The organism is Variovorax sp. YR566, assembly GCF_051992195.1.
Taxonomy (GTDB): domain Bacteria; phylum Pseudomonadota; class Gammaproteobacteria; order Burkholderiales; family Burkholderiaceae_C; genus Variovorax.
The window spans coordinates 4,223,824-4,245,149 of record NZ_CP197092.1 but is presented as its reverse complement, the minus strand read 5'-3'; the positions used below and the strand labels follow the sequence as shown (position 1 = coordinate 4,245,149).

Annotated in this window: 23 protein-coding genes; 14 read left to right on the top strand and 9 right to left on the bottom strand. The window is 66.6% G+C overall.

The window, feature by feature from the left end; translation table 11 throughout:
* Positions 1-105 precede the first annotated feature (105 nt).
* A complete protein-coding gene (gene acs, locus ACTG4X_RS19940) occupies positions 106-2,103 on the top strand; it encodes an acetate--CoA ligase (protein WP_440531710.1) in 1,998 nt (665 codons plus the stop codon).
* Positions 2,104-2,242: 139 nt separating this feature from the next.
* Positions 2,243-2,743, top strand: a complete 501-nt coding sequence (locus ACTG4X_RS19935) for a Signal transduction histidine kinase (protein WP_093073774.1) — start codon at positions 2,243-2,245, stop codon at positions 2,741-2,743.
* Positions 2,744-2,755: 12 nt separating this feature from the next.
* On the opposite strand, the gene ACTG4X_RS19930 is transcribed toward ACTG4X_RS19935, so the two are convergent.
* Positions 2,756-3,070 carry a c-type cytochrome gene (locus ACTG4X_RS19930; protein ID WP_093056471.1) on the bottom strand — a complete coding sequence of 105 codons (315 nt, stop codon included), beginning with the start codon at positions 3,068-3,070 and terminating at the stop codon, positions 2,756-2,758.
* 108 nt (positions 3,071-3,178) lie between these two features.
* Between ACTG4X_RS19930 and ACTG4X_RS19925 the strand changes: the two genes are divergently transcribed.
* Complete coding sequence (locus tag ACTG4X_RS19925; protein WP_093056472.1) at positions 3,179-3,433, top strand: TIGR04438 family Trp-rich protein; 255 nt, start codon at positions 3,179-3,181, stop codon at positions 3,431-3,433.
* A gap of 52 nt (positions 3,434-3,485) precedes the next feature.
* Positions 3,486-4,319 carry a DUF3592 domain-containing protein gene (locus ACTG4X_RS19920; protein ID WP_093056473.1) on the top strand — a complete coding sequence of 278 codons (834 nt, stop codon included), beginning with the start codon at positions 3,486-3,488 and terminating at the stop codon, positions 4,317-4,319.
* Positions 4,320-4,329: 10 nt separating this feature from the next.
* On the opposite strand, the gene ilvD is transcribed toward ACTG4X_RS19920, so the two are convergent.
* A complete protein-coding gene (ilvD, locus tag ACTG4X_RS19915) occupies positions 4,330-6,024 on the bottom strand; it encodes a dihydroxy-acid dehydratase (protein WP_093056474.1) in 1,695 nt (564 codons plus the stop codon).
* A gap of 101 nt (positions 6,025-6,125) precedes the next feature.
* Here ilvD and ACTG4X_RS19910 point away from each other — a divergent pair, with 101 nt between their 5' ends.
* A complete protein-coding gene (locus tag ACTG4X_RS19910) occupies positions 6,126-7,070 on the top strand; it encodes a LysR family transcriptional regulator (RefSeq protein WP_440531709.1) in 945 nt (314 codons plus the stop codon).
* A 24-nt stretch (positions 7,071-7,094) separates the two neighbouring features.
* Here ACTG4X_RS19910 and ACTG4X_RS19905 read toward each other — a convergent pair whose 3' ends face one another.
* The gene (locus tag ACTG4X_RS19905; RefSeq protein ID WP_097199098.1) at positions 7,095-8,039 is read right to left on the bottom strand and encodes a LysR family transcriptional regulator; all 945 of its coding nucleotides are present in this window, start codon (positions 8,037-8,039) and stop codon (positions 7,095-7,097) included.
* A gap of 125 nt (positions 8,040-8,164) precedes the next feature.
* Here ACTG4X_RS19905 and ACTG4X_RS19900 point away from each other — a divergent pair, with 125 nt between their 5' ends.
* The 8 genes from ACTG4X_RS19900 (at position 8,165) to ACTG4X_RS19865 (ending at position 15,831) form a co-directional block, all read left to right on the top strand.
* Entirely contained in the window at positions 8,165-8,938 is a 774-nt protein-coding gene (locus tag ACTG4X_RS19900; RefSeq protein WP_093175827.1) for an SDR family oxidoreductase, read from the top strand.
* Positions 8,939-8,970: 32 nt separating this feature from the next.
* Complete coding sequence (locus ACTG4X_RS19895) at positions 8,971-9,240, top strand: hypothetical protein (protein WP_440531708.1); 270 nt, start codon at positions 8,971-8,973, stop codon at positions 9,238-9,240.
* 65 nt (positions 9,241-9,305) lie between these two features.
* Positions 9,306-10,136 carry a prolipoprotein diacylglyceryl transferase gene (gene lgt / locus ACTG4X_RS19890; protein ID WP_440531707.1) on the top strand — a complete coding sequence of 277 codons (831 nt, stop codon included), beginning with the start codon at positions 9,306-9,308 and terminating at the stop codon, positions 10,134-10,136.
* A 112-nt stretch (positions 10,137-10,248) separates the two neighbouring features.
* Positions 10,249-10,917: a GntR family transcriptional regulator gene (locus ACTG4X_RS19885; RefSeq protein ID WP_093073782.1), complete on the top strand. Its 669-nt coding sequence runs from the start codon at positions 10,249-10,251 to the stop codon at positions 10,915-10,917.
* A gap of 31 nt (positions 10,918-10,948) precedes the next feature.
* A complete protein-coding gene (locus tag ACTG4X_RS19880; RefSeq protein WP_440531706.1) occupies positions 10,949-12,415 on the top strand; it encodes a malonyl-CoA decarboxylase in 1,467 nt (488 codons plus the stop codon).
* A gap of 97 nt (positions 12,416-12,512) precedes the next feature.
* Positions 12,513-13,499, top strand: coding sequence for a Bug family tripartite tricarboxylate transporter substrate binding protein (locus ACTG4X_RS19875; RefSeq protein ID WP_093056482.1), 987 nt, complete (start codon positions 12,513-12,515; stop codon positions 13,497-13,499).
* Entirely contained in the window at positions 13,496-14,275 is a 780-nt protein-coding gene (locus tag ACTG4X_RS19870) for an enoyl-CoA hydratase/isomerase family protein (RefSeq protein ID WP_440531705.1), read from the top strand. The genes ACTG4X_RS19875 and ACTG4X_RS19870 overlap by 4 nt, the downstream gene beginning before the upstream one ends.
* A gap of 17 nt (positions 14,276-14,292) precedes the next feature.
* On the top strand, positions 14,293-15,831 hold the full coding sequence (locus ACTG4X_RS19865) for a malonate--CoA ligase (protein ID WP_440531704.1): 1,539 nt from the start codon (positions 14,293-14,295) through the stop codon (positions 15,829-15,831).
* Between the two features lie 10 nt (positions 15,832-15,841).
* Here ACTG4X_RS19865 and ACTG4X_RS19860 read toward each other — a convergent pair whose 3' ends face one another.
* Together ACTG4X_RS19860 and ACTG4X_RS19855 are read right to left on the bottom strand one after the other, a co-directional pair.
* Positions 15,842-16,906 carry a phenylacetaldoxime dehydratase family protein gene (locus tag ACTG4X_RS19860; RefSeq protein WP_440531703.1) on the bottom strand — a complete coding sequence of 355 codons (1,065 nt, stop codon included), beginning with the start codon at positions 16,904-16,906 and terminating at the stop codon, positions 15,842-15,844.
* A 17-nt stretch (positions 16,907-16,923) separates the two neighbouring features.
* Positions 16,924-17,928, bottom strand: coding sequence for a carbon-nitrogen hydrolase family protein (locus tag ACTG4X_RS19855; RefSeq protein WP_440531702.1), 1,005 nt, complete (start codon positions 17,926-17,928; stop codon positions 16,924-16,926).
* A gap of 187 nt (positions 17,929-18,115) precedes the next feature.
* Here ACTG4X_RS19855 and ACTG4X_RS19850 point away from each other — a divergent pair, with 187 nt between their 5' ends.
* A complete protein-coding gene (locus ACTG4X_RS19850) occupies positions 18,116-19,078 on the top strand; it encodes a helix-turn-helix domain-containing protein (protein ID WP_097199104.1) in 963 nt (320 codons plus the stop codon).
* Positions 19,079-19,084: 6 nt separating this feature from the next.
* Here the strand turns inward: ACTG4X_RS19850 and ACTG4X_RS19845 are convergent, their stop codons facing one another.
* From ACTG4X_RS19845 to ACTG4X_RS19830, 4 genes are all read right to left on the bottom strand, one after another.
* Complete coding sequence (locus ACTG4X_RS19845) at positions 19,085-19,510, bottom strand: universal stress protein (RefSeq protein WP_093056488.1); 426 nt, start codon at positions 19,508-19,510, stop codon at positions 19,085-19,087.
* Positions 19,511-19,585: 75 nt separating this feature from the next.
* The gene (locus ACTG4X_RS19840; RefSeq protein ID WP_093056586.1) at positions 19,586-20,407 is read right to left on the bottom strand and encodes a sulfite exporter TauE/SafE family protein; all 822 of its coding nucleotides are present in this window, start codon (positions 20,405-20,407) and stop codon (positions 19,586-19,588) included.
* Positions 20,408-20,712: 305 nt separating this feature from the next.
* Positions 20,713-21,045, bottom strand: coding sequence for a cell division protein ZapA (locus ACTG4X_RS19835; protein WP_093073796.1), 333 nt, complete (start codon positions 21,043-21,045; stop codon positions 20,713-20,715).
* A complete protein-coding gene (locus ACTG4X_RS19830) occupies positions 21,042-21,266 on the bottom strand; it encodes a hypothetical protein (protein WP_019652365.1) in 225 nt (74 codons plus the stop codon). The genes ACTG4X_RS19835 and ACTG4X_RS19830 overlap by 4 nt, the downstream gene beginning before the upstream one ends.
* Positions 21,267-21,326 lie beyond the last annotated feature (60 nt).

The window sequence follows — 21,326 nt, the reverse complement described above, 5'->3', positions numbered from 1 at the left end:
CTCGTGATAACCCCGAGAACTAACATCTGACCTTCGCAAGCCCGTCAGTGACCCGTAAGTGGACCCGTCGACATTACGGCCGCACCCATCCAGGAGACATAGAGCATGAGCAGCGCATCGAAGAACATTGAATCCGTCCTGGTCGAGAACCGCGTGTTCCCGCCCGACGCCCGCGCCACCGAAGGCGCCCGCATTTCCGGCATGGCCGCCTACGAGGCCCTGTGCAAGGAGGCCGAGCAGGATTTCGAAGGGTTCTGGACCCGCCTTGCCAAGGACAACCTGGACTGGACCAAGCCCTTCACCAAGACGCTCGACGAGTCGAAGGCGCCGTTCTACGAGTGGTTCGGCGACGGCGAGCTCAACGCGAGCGCCAACTGCCTCGACAGGCACATCGGCACCCCGGTCGAGAACAAGACGGCCATCGTCTTCGAAGCCGACGACGGCACCGTCACCAACGTCACCTACAAGGAACTGCTCGCCCGCGTGAGCCAGTTCGCCAACGCGCTGAAGGCGCAGGGCATCCAGAAGGGCGACCGCGTCGTCATCTATATGCCGATGACAGTCGAGGGCGTGATTGCCATGCAGGCCTGCGCGCGCATCGGCGCCACCCACAGCGTGGTGTTCGGCGGCTTCTCGGCCAAGGCGCTGCAGGAGCGCATCATCGACGCGGGTGCGGTGGCGGTCATCACGGCCAATTACCAGCTGCGCGGCGGCAAGGAACTGCCGCTCAAGGCCATCGTGGATGACGGCATCGCGCTCGGCGGCTGCGAGTCGATCAAGACGGTGTTCGTGTACGAGCGCACGCCTAGCGCGTGGAACCGCGTGGAAGGCCGCGACAAGACCTTTGCTGAAGCGCTGAAAGGCCAGAGCACCGATTGCCCGCCCGTGCCGGTGAACGCCGAGCACCCGCTCTTCATCCTCTACACCTCGGGCTCCACCGGCAAGCCCAAGGGCGTGCAGCACGCCACCGGCGGCTACCTGCTGTGGGCCAGGCTCACGATGGACTGGACCTTCGACATCCGCCCCGAAGACGTGTTCTGGTGCACGGCTGACATCGGCTGGATCACCGGCCACACCTACGTCGCCTACGGTCCGCTCGCGGCCGGCGCCACGCAGGTGGTGTTCGAGGGCATCCCGACCTTCCCGCACGCGGGCCGCTTCTGGCAGATGATCGAGAAGCACAAGGTCAGCGTGTTCTACACCGCTCCCACCGCCATCCGCTCGCTCATCAAGGCAGCCGAGAGCGACGAAAAGGTGCACCCGAAGAACTGGGACCTCACGAGCCTGCGCATCCTCGGCTCGGTCGGCGAGCCGATCAATCCTGAAGCGTGGATGTGGTACCACCGCAATATCGGCGGCGAGCGCTGCCCCATCGTCGATACCTTCTGGCAGACCGAGACCGGCGGCCACGTGATCACGCCGCTGCCGGGCGCCACGCCGCTGGTGCCGGGCTCGTGCACGCTGCCGCTGCCGGGCATCATGGCCGCGATCGTCGACGAGACCGGCAAGGACCTGCCCAACGGCGCGGGCGGCATGCTGGTCATCAAGCGGCCGTGGCCCTCGATGATCCGCACGATCTGGAACGACCCCGAGCGTTTCAAGAAGAGCTACTTCCCCGAGGAGATGGGCGGCACGATCTACCTCGCCGGCGACGGCGCTGTGCGCAGTGCCGACCGCGGCTACTTCCGCATCACCGGCCGCATCGACGACGTGCTGAACGTGTCGGGCCACCGCCTGGGCACGATGGAAATCGAATCGGCGCTGGTGTCCAAGACCGACCTCGTGGCCGAAGCCGCGGTGGTAGGGCGGCCCGACGACGTGACGGGCGAAGCGGTGTGCGCCTTCGTCGTGCTCAAGCGCGCGCGCCCGACAGGTGAAGAAGCCAAGCAGATCGCCAACGAGCTGCGCGCCTGGGTCGCGAAGGAAATCGGCCCTATCGCCAAGCCCAAGGACATCCGCTTCGGCGACAACCTGCCCAAGACCCGCAGCGGCAAGATCATGCGGCGACTGCTGCGCAGCATTGCCAAGGGCGAGGCGATCACGCAGGACACCTCGACGCTCGAAAATCCCGCGATCCTCGAACAGTTGTCACAGACCAACTGACCGGTGCTGTAGGACATGGCCGTCTATGCGGCCATCTGCGCCGAACGGAGCTCTTCGCTGAGGTAAAACCGTCGCAACCACCGTGCGCCTCGACGCGCACGGGTTTTCGACGTGTTCGATCTTTCCGAAGGAGGCCCCCATGGGCGTGAGATCCGCTTTTCTTTTTGTCATCGTGCTGCTCATCGCGGCGCTCGCCGCGCTGAACTGGGGCACGCTGTCTGCATCCACCGATGTGTGGCTGGGCTTCATGACCGTCTCGGCGCCGCTGGGCCTGATCATGCTGGGCCTGACGGTGGTGCTGGCCGCTTTCTTCCTCGTCTACGTGCTGTACCTGCACAGCTCGGTGCTGATCGACACCAAGCGCCACACCAAGGAAATGCAGGTCCAGCGCGACCTGGCGGACAAGGCCGAGGCCTCGCGCTTCACCGAGCTGCGCAATTTCCTGGAGGCGCAGGAGAACAAGCACATGGCGCAGAACGCCGACCGTCAGGCGGCGATGCTGGCTCGCCTGGAGCAGCTCGAAACCGCGATCCGCCTGCGCTCGGACCAGACCGACAACACCGTGGCCGCGCATATCGGCCAGCTCGAAGACCGCATCGAGCGCCGGCCGGTACCGGCGGACATCAACCCGCAGGCGTGATGCCCCCGGGGCCTACTTCGTAGACAGCACCCAGGCCGCGAGCTTCTTTGCATCGGCTTCGCTGACCTGGTTGTTCGCCGGCATCGGCACCGGTCCCCACACGCCGGAGCCGCCCTTCATGATCTTGCTGGCAAGGGTGTCGACGGCGCCCTTGTCGTCCTTGTACTTGGCGGCCACGTCCTTGAACGACGGGCCGAGCACCTTGCGCTCGACCGCGTGGCAGCTCATGCAGTTCTTCGAAGTCGCCAGGGCCAGGTCTGCGAAGGCGGGCGCGGCGAGCGTTACGAGGCCGAGGCCCAGAGCTGCCGACAACAAGACTCTTTTCATGGGGGATCTATTTGGTAAGGGCTGAGTTACATTCGACTCAACGCGATTGTAGGTAGCACCGTGCACGGCGTACGGATGCGTTGCCAGTACGACCCGGAGGGATTCGCAATGTGGTTTCTGGCATTGGGCCTGCTTGGACTGGCCCTCAAGTATCTCGAAGTAGGCATGGTCGCCGGCTGGAGCTGGTGGATCGTGCTGTCTCCGTTCGCGATGGCCGTCGCGTGGTGGGCCTGGGCCGATTCGTCGGGCTATACCAAGCGCAAGGTCATCGAGCGGGAAGAGCGGCGCAAGCAGGACCGCATCGACCGCCAGAAGACCAACATGGGCATGAAGACCAGCAACGGGCAGCGCCCGCGCCGCTGAGTCAGCGCCATCGGCCGAAGTCCCGGCACCGCATGCATCAAGCAGAAGTGCCATGGACGAAGAAGCCACCACCCACGCGCTGATCGTCTTCGGGCTGTCCCTGCTGCTCGGCCCGGCCCTCGGCGGGCTCGTGGGGTGGCTCAAGAGCTTTTTCTGGGGCGTGGGTGTCGGGGCGCTGGTGATCGGCTTCGCCGGCCTCTACGGTGCGGCCACCATCGGCTGGCACCGCTATCAGTCGATTGCCGGAACCACCAGCGTGCAGGGCAGCCTGGTCGAGTTCGTCGACGAACAAAGCAAGGACAGCAACGGCCGCACCACGGTTTCGCGCGCGCCCATCGTCGAATACACCGCTTCCGACGGGCAGAAGCGCCGCGTCAAGGGGCTGGGCGGCGGCCTGTCGGGCAAGGAGTGGGGCGACGCGGTGGAGGTGCGCTACAGCGTGGCCGATCCCTCTAAGGCGCTGGTGGCCGATTTCCAGAACATGTGGGGCGGGGTATGGGGGCTCGGCATCTTCGGTGCGTTTCCGAGCATGTTCGGCCTGTTCTTCATCGGCATGGCACTGAAGGAGGGGCGCAGCAGATACGGCTACGGCAGCAGGCCACCACCTGTGCGCGAGCCAACGCCGGTGCAGAAGCGCTGGCGCACGCGCGGCACTGTGCTCGCCAACATCGTCTTCCTGGCCGGCTTCGCGCTGGTGTTTCTCTATCCCGACCCGGAACCGATGAAGCAGTTCGGCGCGGGCTTCATGACCATCGGCGCCGGCGCCATGCTGCACTTTCTCGTGCAAAGCCTGCCGCCGGCACTGGAGTTCCAGGCTCGCAGCATCCTCGCGATCGTAGGCCTCGGGTTTCTGGCCTTCGGCTACGGCGCGTGGATGATGGCCTGATTGGTGGATTTCAGAACTTGTCGAGCACCGCGCCCGAGCTCGCGCTCGAGGCGTTGAACGCGAACTTCGCCTGCACGCCGCGCGTGTAGCGCGGAGCCGGTGCCTTCCAGCCTTCGCGGCGCTTGGCGATCTCGGCTTCTGGCACGTTCAGTTCGAGCTTGAGTTCGTGCGCGTCGATGGTGATCGAGTCACCCTCGTTCACGAAGGCGATGGTGCCGCCGGCTGCGGCTTCAGGCGCCACGTGGCCCACCACCATGCCCCAGGTACCGCCCGAGAAGCGGCCGTCGGTGATCAGGCCCACGCTTTCGCCGAGACCCGCGCCGATCAGCGCGCCGGTCGGCGCCAGCATTTCGGGCATGCCCGGGCCGCCCTTGGGGCCGAGGTAGCGCAGCACCATCACGTCGCCGGCCTTGATCTTGCCGTCGAGGATGGCCTTGAGCGCCGACTGCTCGTCGTCGAACACGCGCGCCGGGCCGGTGATGACCGGGTTCTTCAGGCCGGTGATCTTGGCGACCGCGCCTTCGGGCGACAGGTTGCCCTTCAGGATGGCGAGGTGGCCTTCCGCGTACATGGGCTTGTCGATGGGGCGGATCACGTCCTGGTCGGCGCGCGGCACGTCCGGCACGTCCTTCAGCACTTCGGCGATGGTCTGGCCGCTGATGGTGATGCAGTCGCCATGCAGCAGGCCGGCCTTCAGCAGCACCTTCATCACTTGCGGAATGCCGCCGGCCTGGTGCAGGTCGACCGCGAGGTACTTGCCCGAGGGCTTCAGGTCGCAGATCACCGGCACCTTCTTGCGCATGCGCTCGAAGTCGTCGATGGTCCATTCGACCTCTGCCGCATGCGCAATGGCCAGGAAGTGCAGCACCGCGTTGGTCGAGCCGCCTGTGGCCATGATGACCGCCACCGCGTTCTCGATGGCCTTCTTGGTCACGATGTCGCGCGGCTTCAGGTCTTTCTTGATCGCCTCGATCAGCACCTTGGCCGATTCCTTGGCCGAGTTGGCCTTCTCGTCGTGCGGGTTGGCCATGGTCGACGAGTAGGGCAGCGAGATGCCCAGCGCCTCGAATGCGCTGGACATGGTGTTGGCCGTGTACATGCCGCCGCAAGAGCCGGTGCCGGGAATGGCGCGCTTCTCGATCTCGTGCAGGTCTTCGTCGCTCATGTTGCCGGCGGCGTTCTGGCCCACGGCCTCGAACACGCTCACGATGTTCAGGTCTTGCCCCTTGTAGCGGCCCGGCAGGATGGTGCCGCCGTACACGTAGATGGCCGGTACGTTGGCGCGCAGCATGCCCATGAGGCCGCCGGGCATGTTCTTGTCGCAGCCGCCGACCACCAGCACGCCGTCCATCCACTGGCCGCCCACGCAGGTCTCGATGCAGTCGGAAATGACTTCGCGGCTGACCAGCGAGTACTTCATGCCCTCGGTGCCCATGGCCATGCCGTCGGAGATGGTGGGCGTGCCGAACACCTGCGCGTTGCCGCCGGCTTCCTCGATGCCGGCGATGGCCGCGTCGGCCAGCTTCTGCAGGCCCGAGTTGCAGGGTGTGATGGTGCTGTGGCCGTTGGCGACGCCGACCATCGGCTTCTTGAAGTCGCCTTCTTCGTAGCCCATGGCGTAGAACATCGAGCGGTTGGGCGCGCGGCTCTTGCCTTCGACGATGTTGGCGCTGCGGCGGTTGATCTGGATTGGCTTGGTGTCCATGGTGTCTCTTCTATCGTGGGGAGATCGGGGGAGCCCAAGTATCGGACTTCTGATTGATTGCTTCCAATCCATTTTCAAGCACAGATTGATATGCTTGGCATATGAATGAAGCCCTGATCGACCTGCGGGCCTGGCGCCAGTTCGTCGCCGTGGCCGAAGAGCTGCACTTCGGCCGCGCCGCGCTGCGGCTGCACATGACGCAGCCACCGGTCACGCAAGCCATTGCCCAGCTCGAGAAGACGCTGGGCGTGGTGCTGTTCGACCGTACCCGGCGGCGCGTGGCGCTCACGCCGGCCGGCGAGGCCTTGCTGCCAGATGTGCGCGAGCTGCTGGCTCGCGCGCAGGCGCTGCCCGCCCGGGCCCGCGCGGCGGCTGCGGGGCAGGTGGGCCGGGTGCGAATCGCCTTCGTCTCGACCGTCGGCTTCGAGCAACTGCCGGCCTGGGTACGTGAATTTCGCGTGCTGTGCCCAGAGGTGGCGCTCGAACTGGTCGAGGCCACCGGCGACGTGCAGCTCGAAGCCTTCGCGCGCGGCGAGATCGATGCGGGGCTGATGCTGCATTCGCCCGGTGCGGCGCCGCCTGGGCTGGCCCGGTTGCCGGTGGAGGAAGAGGCGCTGGTGCTGGCCCTGCCGGCGCAGCACCGGCTCGCCCGCACACGGCCCGTGCCGCTGGCGGAGGTGCTGGCCGAGCCGTTGGTGATCTTTCCGCGCCGCATCGTGCCCTCGCTGCACGACGCGGTCTTCGACCTCTATCACGCGGCCGGCCGCGTGCCGCAGGTGGCGCAGGAGGCCATCCAGATGCAGACCATCGTCAATCTGGTGTCGGGCGGCATCGGCGTTGCCTGGGTGCCGCACAGCGTGATGCAGTTCCGGCGCGCGGGTGTCGTCTACCGGCAGGTCGACGAGTTCAAGGGCGTGGGGCGGCGTCGCGTGGTGTTGCCGGCCTGCGAGACAAGCCTCGTGTGGCCCGCACAGGCCGCGCATCCGGCGCTGGCGCGCTTCGTGGCATTCGTGCGCGAGCGCACGGCGCGGGCCCAGGAGAAGTAGCGGGCAGGGCGCCTGCCTTTGCCTCTATCTGCGCGATGCCCGCGCGCCACCCGTCTTCGACACCGCTCGCGGGTCGAGCGAATCGGAGAGCAGGGTTTCGAGCCAGCCCGCGAAGGCCTGCACGCGCCGCGACAGGTTGCGCCGGTGCGGGTACACGAGCTGCACCGGCAGCGGCTCGGCACGTGCGTCTGGCAGCACCTCGACCAGCTCGCCGGCCGCGAGGTGCTCGCGCACGTCGTACGCCGGAATCTGGATCAGGCCCAGGCCGGCCAGCGCGCAGGCGATGTAGGTCTCGGCATTGTTCGCCGCCACCTGGCTGCGCATGCGCAAGCTCGCGGTTTCCCCGTCGCGCTGCCATTCCCAGGGAGCGGCGCGCCCGCTGGTCGGCGAGGCGTAGTTGACGGCCATGTGCTGCGGCAGGTCGGCGGGCGTGCGCGGCGTGCCGTGGCGCGTCAGGTAGGCCGGGCTCGCGCAGTTGATCAACGTGAAATGCCCGAGCGGCCGTGCCACCAGGCTGCTGCTGGCCAGCGGCCCCACGCGCAGCGCACAGTCGACGCCTTCGAGCACAAGATCCACCGCGCGGTCGCTGGAGCCCAGTTCGAGCTCGATGGCCGGATGGCGCTCGAAGAAGCCCGGGAGTGCTGGCGCGATCAGCCGCCGCGCGATGCGGCTCGGCACGTCGACCTTGAGCCGGCCGCTCACCTGGCCGTGCGCGGGCAGGAACTGCTGCTCCATGTCTTCCATGTCGGCCACCAGCGCGCGGGCGCGCTCCAGCATCACTTCTCCGTCGGGCGTGAGGCCCACCCGGCGCGTGGTCCGGTGCAGCAGGCGAGAGCCGAGGCGGGTTTCGAGCTGCTGCACGGCCGTCGAGATGGTCGCGCGCGGCAGGCCCAGGCGGTCGGCTGCGCGCGTGAAGCTGCCGGCCTCGGCCACGCGCACGAAGACCTGGAGGAGGTCGATGCGGTCCATGGGTAATCTGGATTGTTCGTGATTTATTGAACAGTCTAGCCTTGGCTGGGTGATTTATCTGCCGTGTACTGATCAATAGACTGAATGCTCCCGTCACGCATCACCCTCTACAAAGGAGTCCATTCATGTCCGCACGCACTCTCAAGAACAAGGTCGTCGTCATCGCCGGAGGTGGCAAGAATCTCGGCGCCCTCATTGGCCACCAGATGGTCGACGGCGGTGCCCGCGGCGTCGCCATTCACTACAACAGCGATGCCTCGCGCGCCGATGCCGAAAAAACCGCCGCCGCGCTCAAGGCCAAGGGCGCCGACACGCTGCTGGTGCAGGGCGATCTCTCGGTGGTCGACAACAGCGTGAAGCTGTTCGACCAGGCCGTGAAGCATTTCGGGCAGGTCGACATCGCCATCAACACTGCTGGCGTGGTCATCAAGAAGCCGATCCTCGACGTCACCGAGGCCGACTACGACAAGAGCTTCGACGCCAATGCCAAGGCTGCCTTCTTCTTCATCCAGCAGGCCGGCCGCACAATGGCCGACGGCGGCAGCATCGTCACGCTGGTGAGCTCGCTGCTGGCAGCCTACACGCCGTTCTATGCGATCTATCCGGGCTCGAAGGCGGCGGTGGAGCACTACACGCGCGCCGCGTCGAAGGAGTTCGGCGAGCGCGGCATCTCGGTCAACGCGATCGGCCCCGGCCCGATGGACACGCCGTTCTTCTACGGGCAGGAGAGCAAGGAGGCCGTCGAATACCACAGCAGCGCCGCCGCGCTCAGCAAGTTCTCGAAGAAGGGCCTCACCGACATCGAAGACATCGCACCCATCGTGCGCTTCCTCGTCACCGAAGGCTGGTGGATCACCGGGCAGACGATTTTTGCCAACGGCGGCTACACCACACGCTGATCCGGCAAGATGCCGCCTGGAGGACGAACGACATGCACACGATCATGGTGATGGGCGGCGGCTTCGTGCTGCTGGTGGTGTTCCTGCTGGCCGCGCGCTTCATGGGTGACGGCTCTTCGGCGGCGCTGGCCGTGGCGGCCAAATGGTTCATTCCGGCGTGGTTCATCGGCGCGGGCATCAACATGGCCGTGGGCGTGATCAAGGCGGGGTACTCGGTGGCCGAGGAGCTGCCGATCTTCCTGATGATCTTCGCGGTGCCCGCCGTGGTGGCGGGGCTGCTGTGGTGGAAGTTCGGGCGCTAGTTCTTCGGTAGCGGCCTGAATATCCCCGTCCCGGCCCCGACATTCGGCCGGGGCACAATCCGCGGATGCTCATGTATCCGCAGATCAACCCCATCGCCCTGCAACTCGGGCCGGTGGCCATTCACTGGTACGGCCTGACCTACCTGGCCGCGTTTGCGCTCTTCTATTTTCTCGGCACGCGCCGGCTGCGGCATGAGCCGTATCGCTCGCTGGTGGGCGCGGGCGCATGGCAGCGCAGGGACATCGAAGACATTCTTTTCCTCGGCGTGATGGGCGTCATCGTCGGCGGGCGGCTGGGTTATTGCCTGTTCTACAAGCCCGAGTTCTATCTCACGCATCCGCTCGAAATCCTCTACGTGTGGCAGGGCGGCATGAGCTTCCACGGCGGGCTGCTCGGCGTGATTGGCGCAATGGTCTGGTTCTCGCATTCGCGCGCACGGCCGTTCTGGCAGGTGATGGATTTCGTTGCGCCCTGCGTGCCGACAGGTCTGGCTGCCGGTCGCGTGGGCAACTTCATCAACGGCGAGCTGTGGGGCCGCTTCAGCAGCCCCGATCTGCCTTGGGGCATGGTGTTTCCGCAGAGCGGATCGATGCTGCCGCGCCATCCCTCGCAGGTCTACCAGTTCCTGCTCGAAGGGCTGCTGCTCTTCGTGGTGATGTGGCTCTATGCGCGCAAGGAACGCAAGCAGGGGCAGGTGGCCGCGGTGTTCCTGATCGGCTACGGCGTGCTGCGCTTCGTGGCCGAGTACTTCCGCGAGCCTGACGATTTCCTCGGCCTGCGTGCACTCAACTTGAGCCAAGGGCAGTGGCTCAGCGTGCCGATGATGATTGCCGGCATTGCGCTGTGGTTCTGGTTCGGCCGCGCCGGCAGCAAGGCCGCCACCGCGCGCGCTTGAGCCTCTTGAATCGGAAGTTCGCAGGGTAAGTACCAGCCGCGTCGGATCGGGCGCAGGCTCAGAATTACGCGTAATTACAGGAAATTACGTCGCACTTGCTGCCCCGATCCGTATGCGCCTGGTCCCCAACTCCCTGCACGATGAAGTCGCCGCCACGCTGCGCGAGCAGATCTTCGACGGCACGCTGACTCCCGGCAGCTTCCTGGACGAGGCAGCCCTGTGCGAGCGGCTCTCCATCTCGCGCACGCCGCTGCGCGAGGCGCTCAAGGTGCTTACCGCCGAAGGCCTGCTGCGGCACGAGCCGCGGCGCGGCTGCTTCGTCAACGAGGTGACCGAGCGTGACCTCGACGAGATCTTTCCCGTCATCGCGCTGCTCGAAGGCCGTTGCGCCTACGAGGCCGCCCGCAACGCCAGCGACGCCGAGCTGCACGAACTCGACGCGCTGCACGAGCGGCTGGTGCGCCACGCCAAGGCGCGCCGCATCAACGACTACTACGCCACCAATCACATCATTCACGAGGCGATCATCAAGCTCGCTGACAACAAGTGGCTGGCGCAGGTGATCGGCGACCTGCGCAAGATCCTCAAGCTAGCGCGGCTGCAGCAGCTGCATGCGCCGGGGCGGCTCGACCAGAGCCTGTCGGAGCATCTGGCCGTGTTCGCCGCGCTCAAGGCGCGCGACAGCGAAGGCGCCGACGCCGCCATGCGCACGCACATGACCCGCCAGCGCGAGGCGCTGCGCGAAGTCATGAGCCATCAGAAATCAAGGGTGATGCCGTGACGATCACCCCCTCAAGCATTGGAGTCCCCCGATGAGTGCGACCGAATGGTTCCAGGCGCGGCTGCGTTCTGGCGAAAAGTCCAAGGTGCCCGTGGCGCCCGAAGCCGCTGCCAAGAGCGCGCCGAAGAATGCGCCCAAGCCCAGCGCACGCTCGACCGCCGAGCGCCTGCAGGTCACGCTGCGCAAGGCTGACGAAGCCCTGTCGCCGCGCGCGCTGCGCCGCGTGCTGGCCGACTTGCAGGCCGTGATCGACCCGCGCGTGAGCGAGGTCGAGGGCGGCCGCCGCGCCCACGCCATCGCGGATGCCTACCGTACTGCCACGGCCGAAGAGCGCCGCGACTACTGGGCGCTGATGAGCGAGCATTTCGCCGCCGATGCGCAAAAGCTCAAGACTGCCCGCGACCAGCACCAGGCGGCGGTCGGCACGCCCGACGAAGGCCAGGCCGAGCTGCGCCTGCGCCGCGCACTGGTGTCGCCGCGCATGCGCCTGCTGCAGCGCTTTGCGGTCGAGCCTGAAGGCATGCGCTTCCTGGTCGACCTGCGCGCCGACCTGCTTCCGTGCCTGAAGGCCGACAAGCGCCTGCTCGCGCTCGACGCCGAGCTGGAGCACCTCTTCTCCACCTGGTTCGACGTGGCCTTCCTCGAACTGCGCCGCATCGACTGGGATTCGCCCGCCTCGCTGATCGAAAAACTCATTCGCTATGAAGCGGTGCATGACATCAAGAGCTGGTCTGACGTGAAGAACCGGCTCGACGACAGCGACCGCCGCTGCTACGGCTTCTTCCATCCGCGCCTGCCCAACGAGCCGCTGATCTTTGTCGAAGTGGCGCTGGTCGATCGCATCAGCGACGGCATCACGCCGCTGCTCGACGAGGCCGCCGTGCCCGTGCTGCCGGCAAGGGCCACCACCGCGATCTTCTATTCGATCAGCAACACGCAGAACGGTCTGCGCGGCGTGAGCTTCGGCGATTCGCTCATCAAGCGCGTGGTCGAGACCCTGCAGGACGAGCTGCCGCGCCTGAAGACCTTCGCCACGCTCTCGCCGATTCCGGGCTTTCGCACCTGGCTCGCGAAGAACGCCGCCGACCTGCTGCCGCGCCTCGACGAGAAGCGCGAAGCCGAGCTCGGCCGCCTCGTCGGCTCATTGCCGCCGACCGCCGAGCGCCTGCTCGCCGCGGTCGACGCGGCCGCCACCCTCGACGCGAAGTCGCCGCTGCGCCAATGGCTGATGCAGGCCGCCGCCGAGTACCTCGGCCGCGCGCTGGTCGACGGCACGCCGGCCGACCCGGTCGCTCGCTTCCACCTGGGCAACGGCGCCCGCGTGGAGCGCCTGAACTGGGCCGGCGATCCGTCGCCCAAGGGGCACAGGCAGTCTTACGGGCTCATGGTCAACTACCTCTACGACCTCAAGCGCCTGGACAAGCATCGCACCTGGCTGGCGGATGGCAAGGTGGCAGTATCGGGAGACGTCGAAAGCCTGTACTTCAAAAAAGGCTGAAGTCCTTATCGGAAAGTCCCAAGCGCCGGCGCCACAAGCGCCTGCAACAGCCGCATGGTGCGGCAAGATCCACAACGACAGACTGGAGAAGAGACATATGAACCCAAGCTTTCAACGCCGCGACGTCCTGCGCGTGGCTGCCGCCGGTGCGGCCGTTCTCTGCGGCGCAGCGCGGGCCCAGCAGGGCTGGCCGACGAAGCCCGTGACGATGATCGTGCCGTTCCCGGCCGGCGGCGGGACCGACGCGTTCGCGCGGCCGCTGTCGGGGCAGTTCTCGCGGCTGACGAACCAGTCGCTCATCATCGACAACCGCGGCGGCGCTGGCGGCACGCTGGGTGCGAGCGTGGCCTCGAAGGCTTCGGCCGACGGCTACTCGCTGTTCATGGGCGCGGTGCACCATGCCATTGCGCCGTCCGTCTATCCCAGGCTCGACTACGACATCGAGAAAGACTTCGTGCCGCTGATGCTGCTGGCCAACGTGCCGCAGGTGGTGGTGGTCAATCCGCGCCGCGTGGCGGCCAACAACATCAAGGAATTCATCGCGCTTGCCAAGGCCAACCCCGGCAAGCTGAACTACGGCTCGGCCGGCGCCGGCACCTCGCACCACCTGGCCGGCGAGTTGTTCAAGATCCAGACCGGCACCTTCATCACGCACATTCCTTACCGTGGTGCCGGGCCGGCACTGGCGGACCTGATCGCCGGCAATGTCGACCTGATGTTCGATGGCCTCGGCTCCTCGGCCCAGTACATCAAGAGCGGCCGTATCAAGGCACTGATGGTGGCCGGTACCAAGCGCAACCCCGCGTTCCCCGACGTGCCGTGCGCCGCAGAGGTGGGCTTGCCCGACTACACCGTGACCACCTGGTACGGACTGTGGGCACCCCGGCGCACGCCTGCCGACGTGCAGCCGCAGATCGTCGCCGAGATGCAGAAGGTGCTGGCGGCCGACGACATCAAGAACATCTGGGCCCAGAACGGCTCGGAAATCCCGACCCTCACGGGCCCTGCCTACGGCAGCTTCGTGAGTTCCGAGATCAAGCGCTGGGCCACGGTGGTGAAGGCCTCGGGCGCAAAGATCGAATGACAGGCGGCAGCGGCATCTCGTTGCGCCAGGAAGGCGCCATCGCGTTCGTTACGTTGTCGAACGCGGGGCGCCTCAATGCCATGACGCGCGCCATGTGGCGCGAGCTGCGCGCCGTGTTCGACGGCCTGCGCAATGACGATGCTGGCCTGCGCTGCGTGGTCGTGCGCGGCGAGGGCGGGGCCTTCTGCGCGGGCGGCGATATTTCCGAGTACCCGTCGTTCCGCTTCGAAGAGCCCAGCCTGCGCGAGTTTCACGAGAACGAAGTGTGGGCCGCGCTGCAGGCCATGCTCGACTGCGCGCTGCCACTCGTCGCGCAGATCGAGGGTGCCTGCATGGGCGCGGGCATCGAGATCGCGAGCTGCTGCGACATCCGCCTGGCTGGCGCGTCCGCGAAGTTCGGCGCGCCCATCGCAAAGCTCGGTTTTCCGATGGCGCCGCGCGAAGCCGCGCTGGTGCATGGCGCCATTGGCGACGTGCTCGCGCGCGACATGCTGCTCGCCGCTGGCGTGCACGGCGCGCAGCGCCTGTACGACGCGGGCTTCCTGCTGCAGGTGCTGCCCGACAACGAAGTGGCGGCCGCCGTGCAGTTGCACGCCACGCGCATCGCCGCGCTCGCGCCGCAGGCCGCGCGCCTGCACAAGCAGACCTTTGCCGCACTGCGGGCCGGAGCCCCGTCGGCCCACGACCTGCTGGCCACCGCCTACGACTACGCCGACTCCGCCGAACACCGCGAGGGCATCGCCGCCTTTCTCGCCAAGCGCACCCCGAATTTCTGAAGATAAGAAACCGTCAGATGAAGAAGACCGCCAACGCCAACCTGTTCGCCGCCCTGCGCGCGGCTTTCCCCGCCGACCTCGACAGCATCGCCGTCGAAACCGACAACGGTCTGTTCTATTCCTGGCGCGATGTCGAGCGCGCCAGCGCCATGATCGCCAACCTGCTCGATGCGCTGAAGCTGGAGAAGGGCGCGCGCATCGCGGTGCAGGTCGAGAAATCTGTCGAGGCCATGCTGCTGTACCTCGCCACGCTGCGCGCGGGCTATGTGTTCCTGCCGCTCAACACCGCCTACCAGAGCGCCGAGATCGAATACTTCATCGGCAACGCCGAGCCGGCCGTGGTGGTGTGCACCAGCCGCAATGCGTCGTGGGTGGGGCCGATCGCCAACGCGGCGGGCACACAGCACGTCTTCACGCTGGACGACGACCGCACCGGCACGCTGCTCGAAATTGCCGCGCAATGCAGCGACAAGCACACCATGGCCCAGCGCAAGGCCGACGACATGGCCGCCATCCTCTACACCAGCGGCACCACCGGCCGCAGCAAGGGCGCGATGCTCACGCACGGCAACCTGCTGTCGAACGCCCAGGTGCTGAAGGACTACTGGGGCTGGACCGAAGGCGACGTGCTGATCCACGCGCTGCCCATCTTCCACGTACACGGCCTGTTCGTCGCGCTGCACGGCGCGCTGCTCAACGGCAGCAAGATGCTGTGGTTCTCGAAGTTCGACCCGAAGCGCGTCGTGCAGAAGCTGTCCGAAGCCACGGTGTTCATGGGCGTGCCCACCCTGTATGTGCGGCTGTTGGCCGAGCCGGGCCTCACGCGCGAGGCGGTGCGCAACATGCGCCTGTTCGTCGCGGGCTCGGCGCCGCTCTTGATTGAGACTTTCGACGAGTGGCGCGAGCGCACCGGCCACACCATTCTCGAACGCTACGGCATGAGCGAGACGGTCATGCTCACGTCGAACCCCTACACCGCCGCACAGGGCGAACGCCGCGGCGGCACTGTCGGCTTTGCGCTGCCGGGCGTGCAACTGCGCGTGCGCGACGACAGCGGCCGCGACTGCACCACCGACGAGATCGGCAACATCGAGGTCAGCGGCCCCAACGTGTTCGCGGGCTACTGGCGCATGCCCGAGAAGACGAAGGAAGAGTTCACCTCCGACGGCTTCTTCAAGACGGGTGATGTGGGCAAGATCGACGGCCTGGGCTACATCGTCATCGTCGGGCGCAGCAAGGACCTGATCATCAGCGGCGGCTACAACGTGTACCCGGCTGAGATCGAGGGCTACATCAACGAGATGGCCGGCGTGGCCGAGAGTGCCGTGGTCGGCGTGCCGCACCCCGACTTTGGCGAGGTGGGCGTGGCCATCGTCATCGCGAAGGCAGGTGCTTCGCTGGATGCCGAGGCCATCGTGGCCGACCTGAAGGCCAGGCTCGCGAACTTCAAGATTCCGAAGCGCTGCTTCGTCGTGCCGGAACTGCCGCGCAACGCGATGGGCAAGGTGCAGAAGGCGCTGCTGCGCGCGGAGCACAAGGCGCTGTTCGCGGCCTGATCGAATCGGCTCATGCAACGGGCGCCAGCCCGTTCATCAGCCCGCTGCGCGCGTGGCAGTTGATGTACTCGTAGCTCTGCTCATCGGCCTTGAGCACCGACACCTCGTGGTACACGCGCAGCTGCAGCTGAAAGTTCAGCGCCTGCACATAGCGCATGAAGCTGCCGAAGATTGCGACGTGCGTGGGGTGCGATTCGGCCCAGCGCTCCATGTCGGCCAGCGAACGCCAGTAGCTCAGGCCGAAGGACTTCTGCAGCGGTGTGCCTTTCGCGTCGAGGTGGTGCATGTAGCGGTTGCTGTAGCAGCCGATGCCCAAGCCTTGGTCGCGCAGGAAGTCCATGCCCTCGCGCAGCACCGGCTCCATGTCTTCCAGGTAGAGCGTACGCTCCTGCCCGGTGGTCTCGGTCCATTCCTGGCCGGAGCGGATCATCGCGATGTTCTCGTGGCCCGCGATGCGCACGCGCTGGCCCGGAGCCGGCGTGCCGGCGATCACTGCACGCGTGCCCGAAGGCGCCATCGCATCGGTCTGCGAGAGCGGGATGCGGTCGCGCATCGAACCCCAGTAGCCGTGCTCCTGCAGTTCGCCGCTGACCTCGCCCATGACCACGCCGACGCCCTCGAAGCGGTCGGGTGTGTTGAACATGGTTTCGAAGTGCTCGACGCGCGGCGACGCGATCTCGCGGAAGTAGCCGAGGCCTTCGTTGAGCCGATCGTCGGAGCGCCACCAGGCATCGATTGCGGGCGTGGCGCACCAGCGTGCGTAGGCCGCGGCGTCGCTCCAGTAGGCGATGGCGACCATGTTGTCGAAGCCGTCGGCATCGACGTAGTGCGTCAGGTCATGGTGGCCCGGGCCGTCGGGCAGGGCGAAGTCGCGGGCGATCTTCATCAGCGCGGCGCAGGCGCGGCCCTGTATTTCGGGGCCGCGCGATTGCACGCCGAAGTAGCCCATCACGACCTGCTTCACCGATGTTGGCGCACGGGCAGACCACACGGGGTAGGGCGGCGTGTAGTCGTCTTCCACGCGACGGTGCCGCGTGCGAGGGCACTTCAGATGCTCGGCAATGGCGGATTCCATGGCGTGCCTCCTTGGGTTCAGGCCGCGACCGGCTCGGGCACGCTGCTTTCAGGCTCGGGCGTGTGCTGCACCACCACGGGTTCGCGGCGCGTCTTGTTGAGCAGCAGCTGGGTGACGTCAGGCCGCGAGTAGTGGCCGCTGGGATCGGCCGCCGCCTTGGCGAGCGAGATCATGCCGAGGTCGATGTCGGCGATGATCAGACCCTCTTCGTCTTCCGCCAGCGGCGTGCCCAGTGGCGAACCGTCGGGCGCGTAGATGCGCGCAAAGCCGCCGCCAGTGCGCAGCATCTGCTGCTTGCCCGCGTCGGTGCACATCAGCTCGCTCATGGCCTTCGACACGGTGGCGCAGGGCGCGACCACGAAGCACTGGCCCTCGGCCGCATACACCTGGCTCGCGGCGTTGTTGACCTCGGGGCCCAGCGCGTAGGCCGCGCCGCGGTACAGCGAAAAGCTTGGCCATGCGCCGCAGTGGATCTGCTCGTTCTGCGAATACATCGCGTACTTGCTCAGCGGCTGCAGGTGCTCCCAGCATGAGAGCGAGCCGATGTTGCCGAGCGCCGTCTCGACCACGGCGAGGTCGGAGCCGTCGCCTTCGCCGAACACCGTGCGTTCCACGTGTGTGGGCTTGAGCTTGCGCCGCGTCTGCACCGTGTTGCCCTGGTCGTCGATGAGCGCCTGCGCAATGTAGAGACTGCCCGCCGCCTTCTCGCTGTAGCCGAGCGACACCCAGATCTTGAGCTTGCGCGCTGCCTCCCTGATGCGGTCGAACTCGGCCGAGCCTACGACCAGCGAGTTGTCGTGATAGCGCTGCACGAACTGCATGCCCCAGGCCGGCGAATCGAGCCAGATCCACCACGGATAGCCGGGCACCCAGGTTTCGGGAAAGGCGACGAGCTGCACGCCCTGTTTCGCGGCCTGCGCCATCAGGTCGATGGTCTTGTCGATGGTGCCGTCGAGGTCGAGGAACACGGGGGCGGCCTGCACGGCGGCAACGCGCAGCTTGGGGTGGACGGTGGTCGGCATGGTGGTTCTCCAGATGCAATGAAAGTAACGAGGCGTCTTCCGCACCTACGGCGCACCGGGTTTGCGCTGTGGCATGCGGGTTGCTTGAAGCGTAAATTCGCGCCGCCGGAACGCCTTGACCCGGATTGGCGGCGTTCTTGTTCCAGCGTTGCATGCCCTTGTTGCCAAGGCTTTCCGAGGACCCCCGATGACCCAGTTGCTCAGCACCGACGCCGTCCCGCGGGACCAGCGGCTTGCCTACTGGACCGACATGATCTGCAACGTCTACGTGCAACTGGGCTGCGATCCGGTGCGCGAAGGCGATACCTGCGATTTCGAAGGCAGCATCCGCCAGCACGCGCTGCCCGGGCTCGACGTGTCGGTCGTCACCTCGGGCCCGCAGAAGGTGATGCGCACGCCGGGGCACATCTCGCACTCCAGCGACGACTACTTTCTCGTGAGCATCCAGGCGCGCGGCCGTGGCGTGGTGCGGCAGGACGGCCGCGACGCCGTGCTCGCGGCCGGCGACTTCGCGCTGTACGACAGCACGCGGCCGTATCAGCTGCTGTTCGACGAGTCCTTCGAGCAGATCGTGCTCAAGCTGCCCGGCGAACGCCTGCGCAGCGAGCTGCGCGACACCGAGGCGCTGACGGCCACCACGGTGTCGGGGCGCGCGGGCGCGGGGCACCTGCTGCTGGGCATGATCCACACGCTGCGCGAAGACATCGATACGCTGCAGCCCGCGTCGGCGCTTGCGGTGGCCAACGGCGTTCAGAACATCCTGGTGGCGGGGCTGCAGACGCTGCCCGCGGCGAGTGCGCCGTCGCTCAGCAATCTCACGGCGTATCACCTCGCGCGCGTGAAGCGGCTCATCGACGAACAGCTGGCCGATCCCTCGCTGTCGGTGGGCACGCTGGCGGCGGGGCTGGGCGTGTCGGTGAGCCACATCCACCGCGTGTTCAGGAGCGAGCCGCTGACGCCGTCGCAGTACATCTGGGAGCGCAGGCTGGAGGCGTGCAGCCGCGACCTGCTGGAGCCCCGCCTCGCGGGCCGGCCGGTGGCCGAGATTGCCTATGGCCGCGGCTTCAACGACGCGGCGCATTTCAGCCGCGCGTTCCGCGAGCGCTTCGGCTGCTCGCCGCGCGAATGGCGGCAGCAGCGCATGCAGTAAGAAGGGCTACTGGACCAGCATCACCGTCGTGTTGGTTTCGGCGACCACCTTGGTGGCAACCGAGCCCATCAGCGCGCGGCCGAAGATGCCGTGGCCATGGGTGCCGAGCACGATCAGCCCGGCTTGTGCCGCCGCGGCCGACTTGAGGATTTCCTCGGCCACATGGCCGTGGCGCGAGTCGATCGTGTAGTTGCTCACGCCGCTCTCGGCGAACAGCGCCTTCACCGGGTCGAGCACCTTGGCGTTTTCCTCGGCGTAGTAGTCCGTCACCAATTCTTTGCTCAGGTGGCGCGCGACATGGCCCGAGATGCCGGTGCACACGTGCACCACCACCAGTTGGTGCCCGTCCACGAACATGGCGCGATTGGCAAGCAGGTAGTCGAGCGCCTTGCGGGTGTAGGCGCTGCCATCGACGGCGATGAGGATTTTCATGAAACCCTTATACGGCGCGGCTTCGCGCACCGCAACGGGGCGTACCTCAGGCCCGAAGGGCTTTGCCCGGCCAGATCAGCCGTGCAGGCCCTTCCAGAGCATGTAGGCCGCGAGCAGGTAAAGGATGCTCGCGAACACGCGCTTGAGCTTCTTCACCGGCAGGCTGTGCGCCGCCTTCGCGCCCAGCGGTGCAGTGAACACGCTGCACAGCGCGATCACGGCCAGCGCGGGCAGCCAGATGTAGCCGAAGGAGCCGGCCGGCAGGCCTTGCACCGACTGGCCGCTGACCGCATAGCCGAGCACGTTCGCTACCGCGATCGGGAAGCCCAGCGCCGCGCTGGTGGCCACCGCGTTGTGAATGGACACGTTGCACCACGTCATGAACGGCACGCTGATGAAGCCACCGCCCGCGCCCACGAGGCCCGAGATGAAGCCGATCGCGCCGCCCGCCGCGAGCTGGCCGCCCGTGCCCGGCATCTGCCGCGTGGGCGCGGGCTTCTTGTCGAGGAACATCTGCGTGGCCGAGAAGCCCACGAACAGCGCGAAGAAGATGGCCAGCGCCGTGCCCTTGAGCAGCGAGAACACGCCCAGGCTGCCAGCAAGGCTGCCGATGACGATGCCGGGTGCGAGCCGCCGCACGATGTCCCAGCGCACGGCGCCGCGCCGGTGGTGCGCGCGCACGCTGGACACCGAGGTGAAGATGATCGTCGCCATCGAGGTGGCGATTGCCATCTTCACCGCGAGGTCGGCCGGCACGCCGCGATGGCCCATGATGATCGTGATGAACGGCACCATCAGCATGCCGCCGCCGATGCCCAGCAGGCCCGCGAGAAAACCGGTGCCGAGGCCGAGGGCGGCGAGTTCGGCGATCAGGAGAGGGTCGAGCAGGGCAGCGATATTCACGGGAAAGTCACGCAAGAGAAGTGAGAGGCTGGAAAAAGCAACGGCCCCGAGCAATGGATGCAGGGGGCCGTGGCAGGAAAAGGTGTCTGCAGGTGATGTGCCGGACCCGCATCCTGAACCAGGGTTCAGGTGGGCGAGGGCAGCAGGACTTCGGGTTCATCTGACGCGAGATGATCACGCCCGTCGAGCGATGTACCAAGCCCGGCTCCGGAGAGCATTGGAACAAGGAAATATTAAGCCCGACACAGTCTGCAGACGGACTGGATTTTACGCCTCGTCCGTCTTCGTGCCAGCCTTATTCAGAGTAAATGTCCATCGCCAGCCAGGGCCTGATCGAGTTTCTGGATGAGCTGCGTGGCCTTCGCGTCGGTTTCGACGCTGTCTGCAGCCGAAGTGGCAACTGGTGCCGCGGGCGCTGCGACAACAGCGGCCTGCTGCGCGGCGAGGTCGAATGCCAGGTTCAGCGAAGCCAGCACCGCGATGCGGTCACGGGCCTTGACTTTTCCGGCATCGCGGATCTTGCACATGGCTGCGTCCACGCGTTCGACGGCTTCGCGCAGCTGCGCCTCGCCGCCATCGGGACAGCCGAGCAGATAGCTCTGGCCCATGATCTGTACTTCAATCTGCTTCATGCGGGGGAATCTTCGGAGGGTGGTTCAGCCGGCAACCGTTCGAGCAGGGCATCGAGGCGCGTGCGTGCCGCAACGAGCCGCGACTTCAGGGCGTCGCGTTCGCGCGTGAGCGCATCGACCTGCTCCTGCAGCAGCGCATTGGTGCGTTGCACCTCTTCGTGACGCACAAGCAGTCGTTCAACACGCTCGGCGATCTGATCGATAGGGCTGGAGGCGGGCATGGTTGGCGATTGTAGTTTCCCAAGGAAGCGGCCCCCAGGCGGTGCCTGGGCGTGGCATGG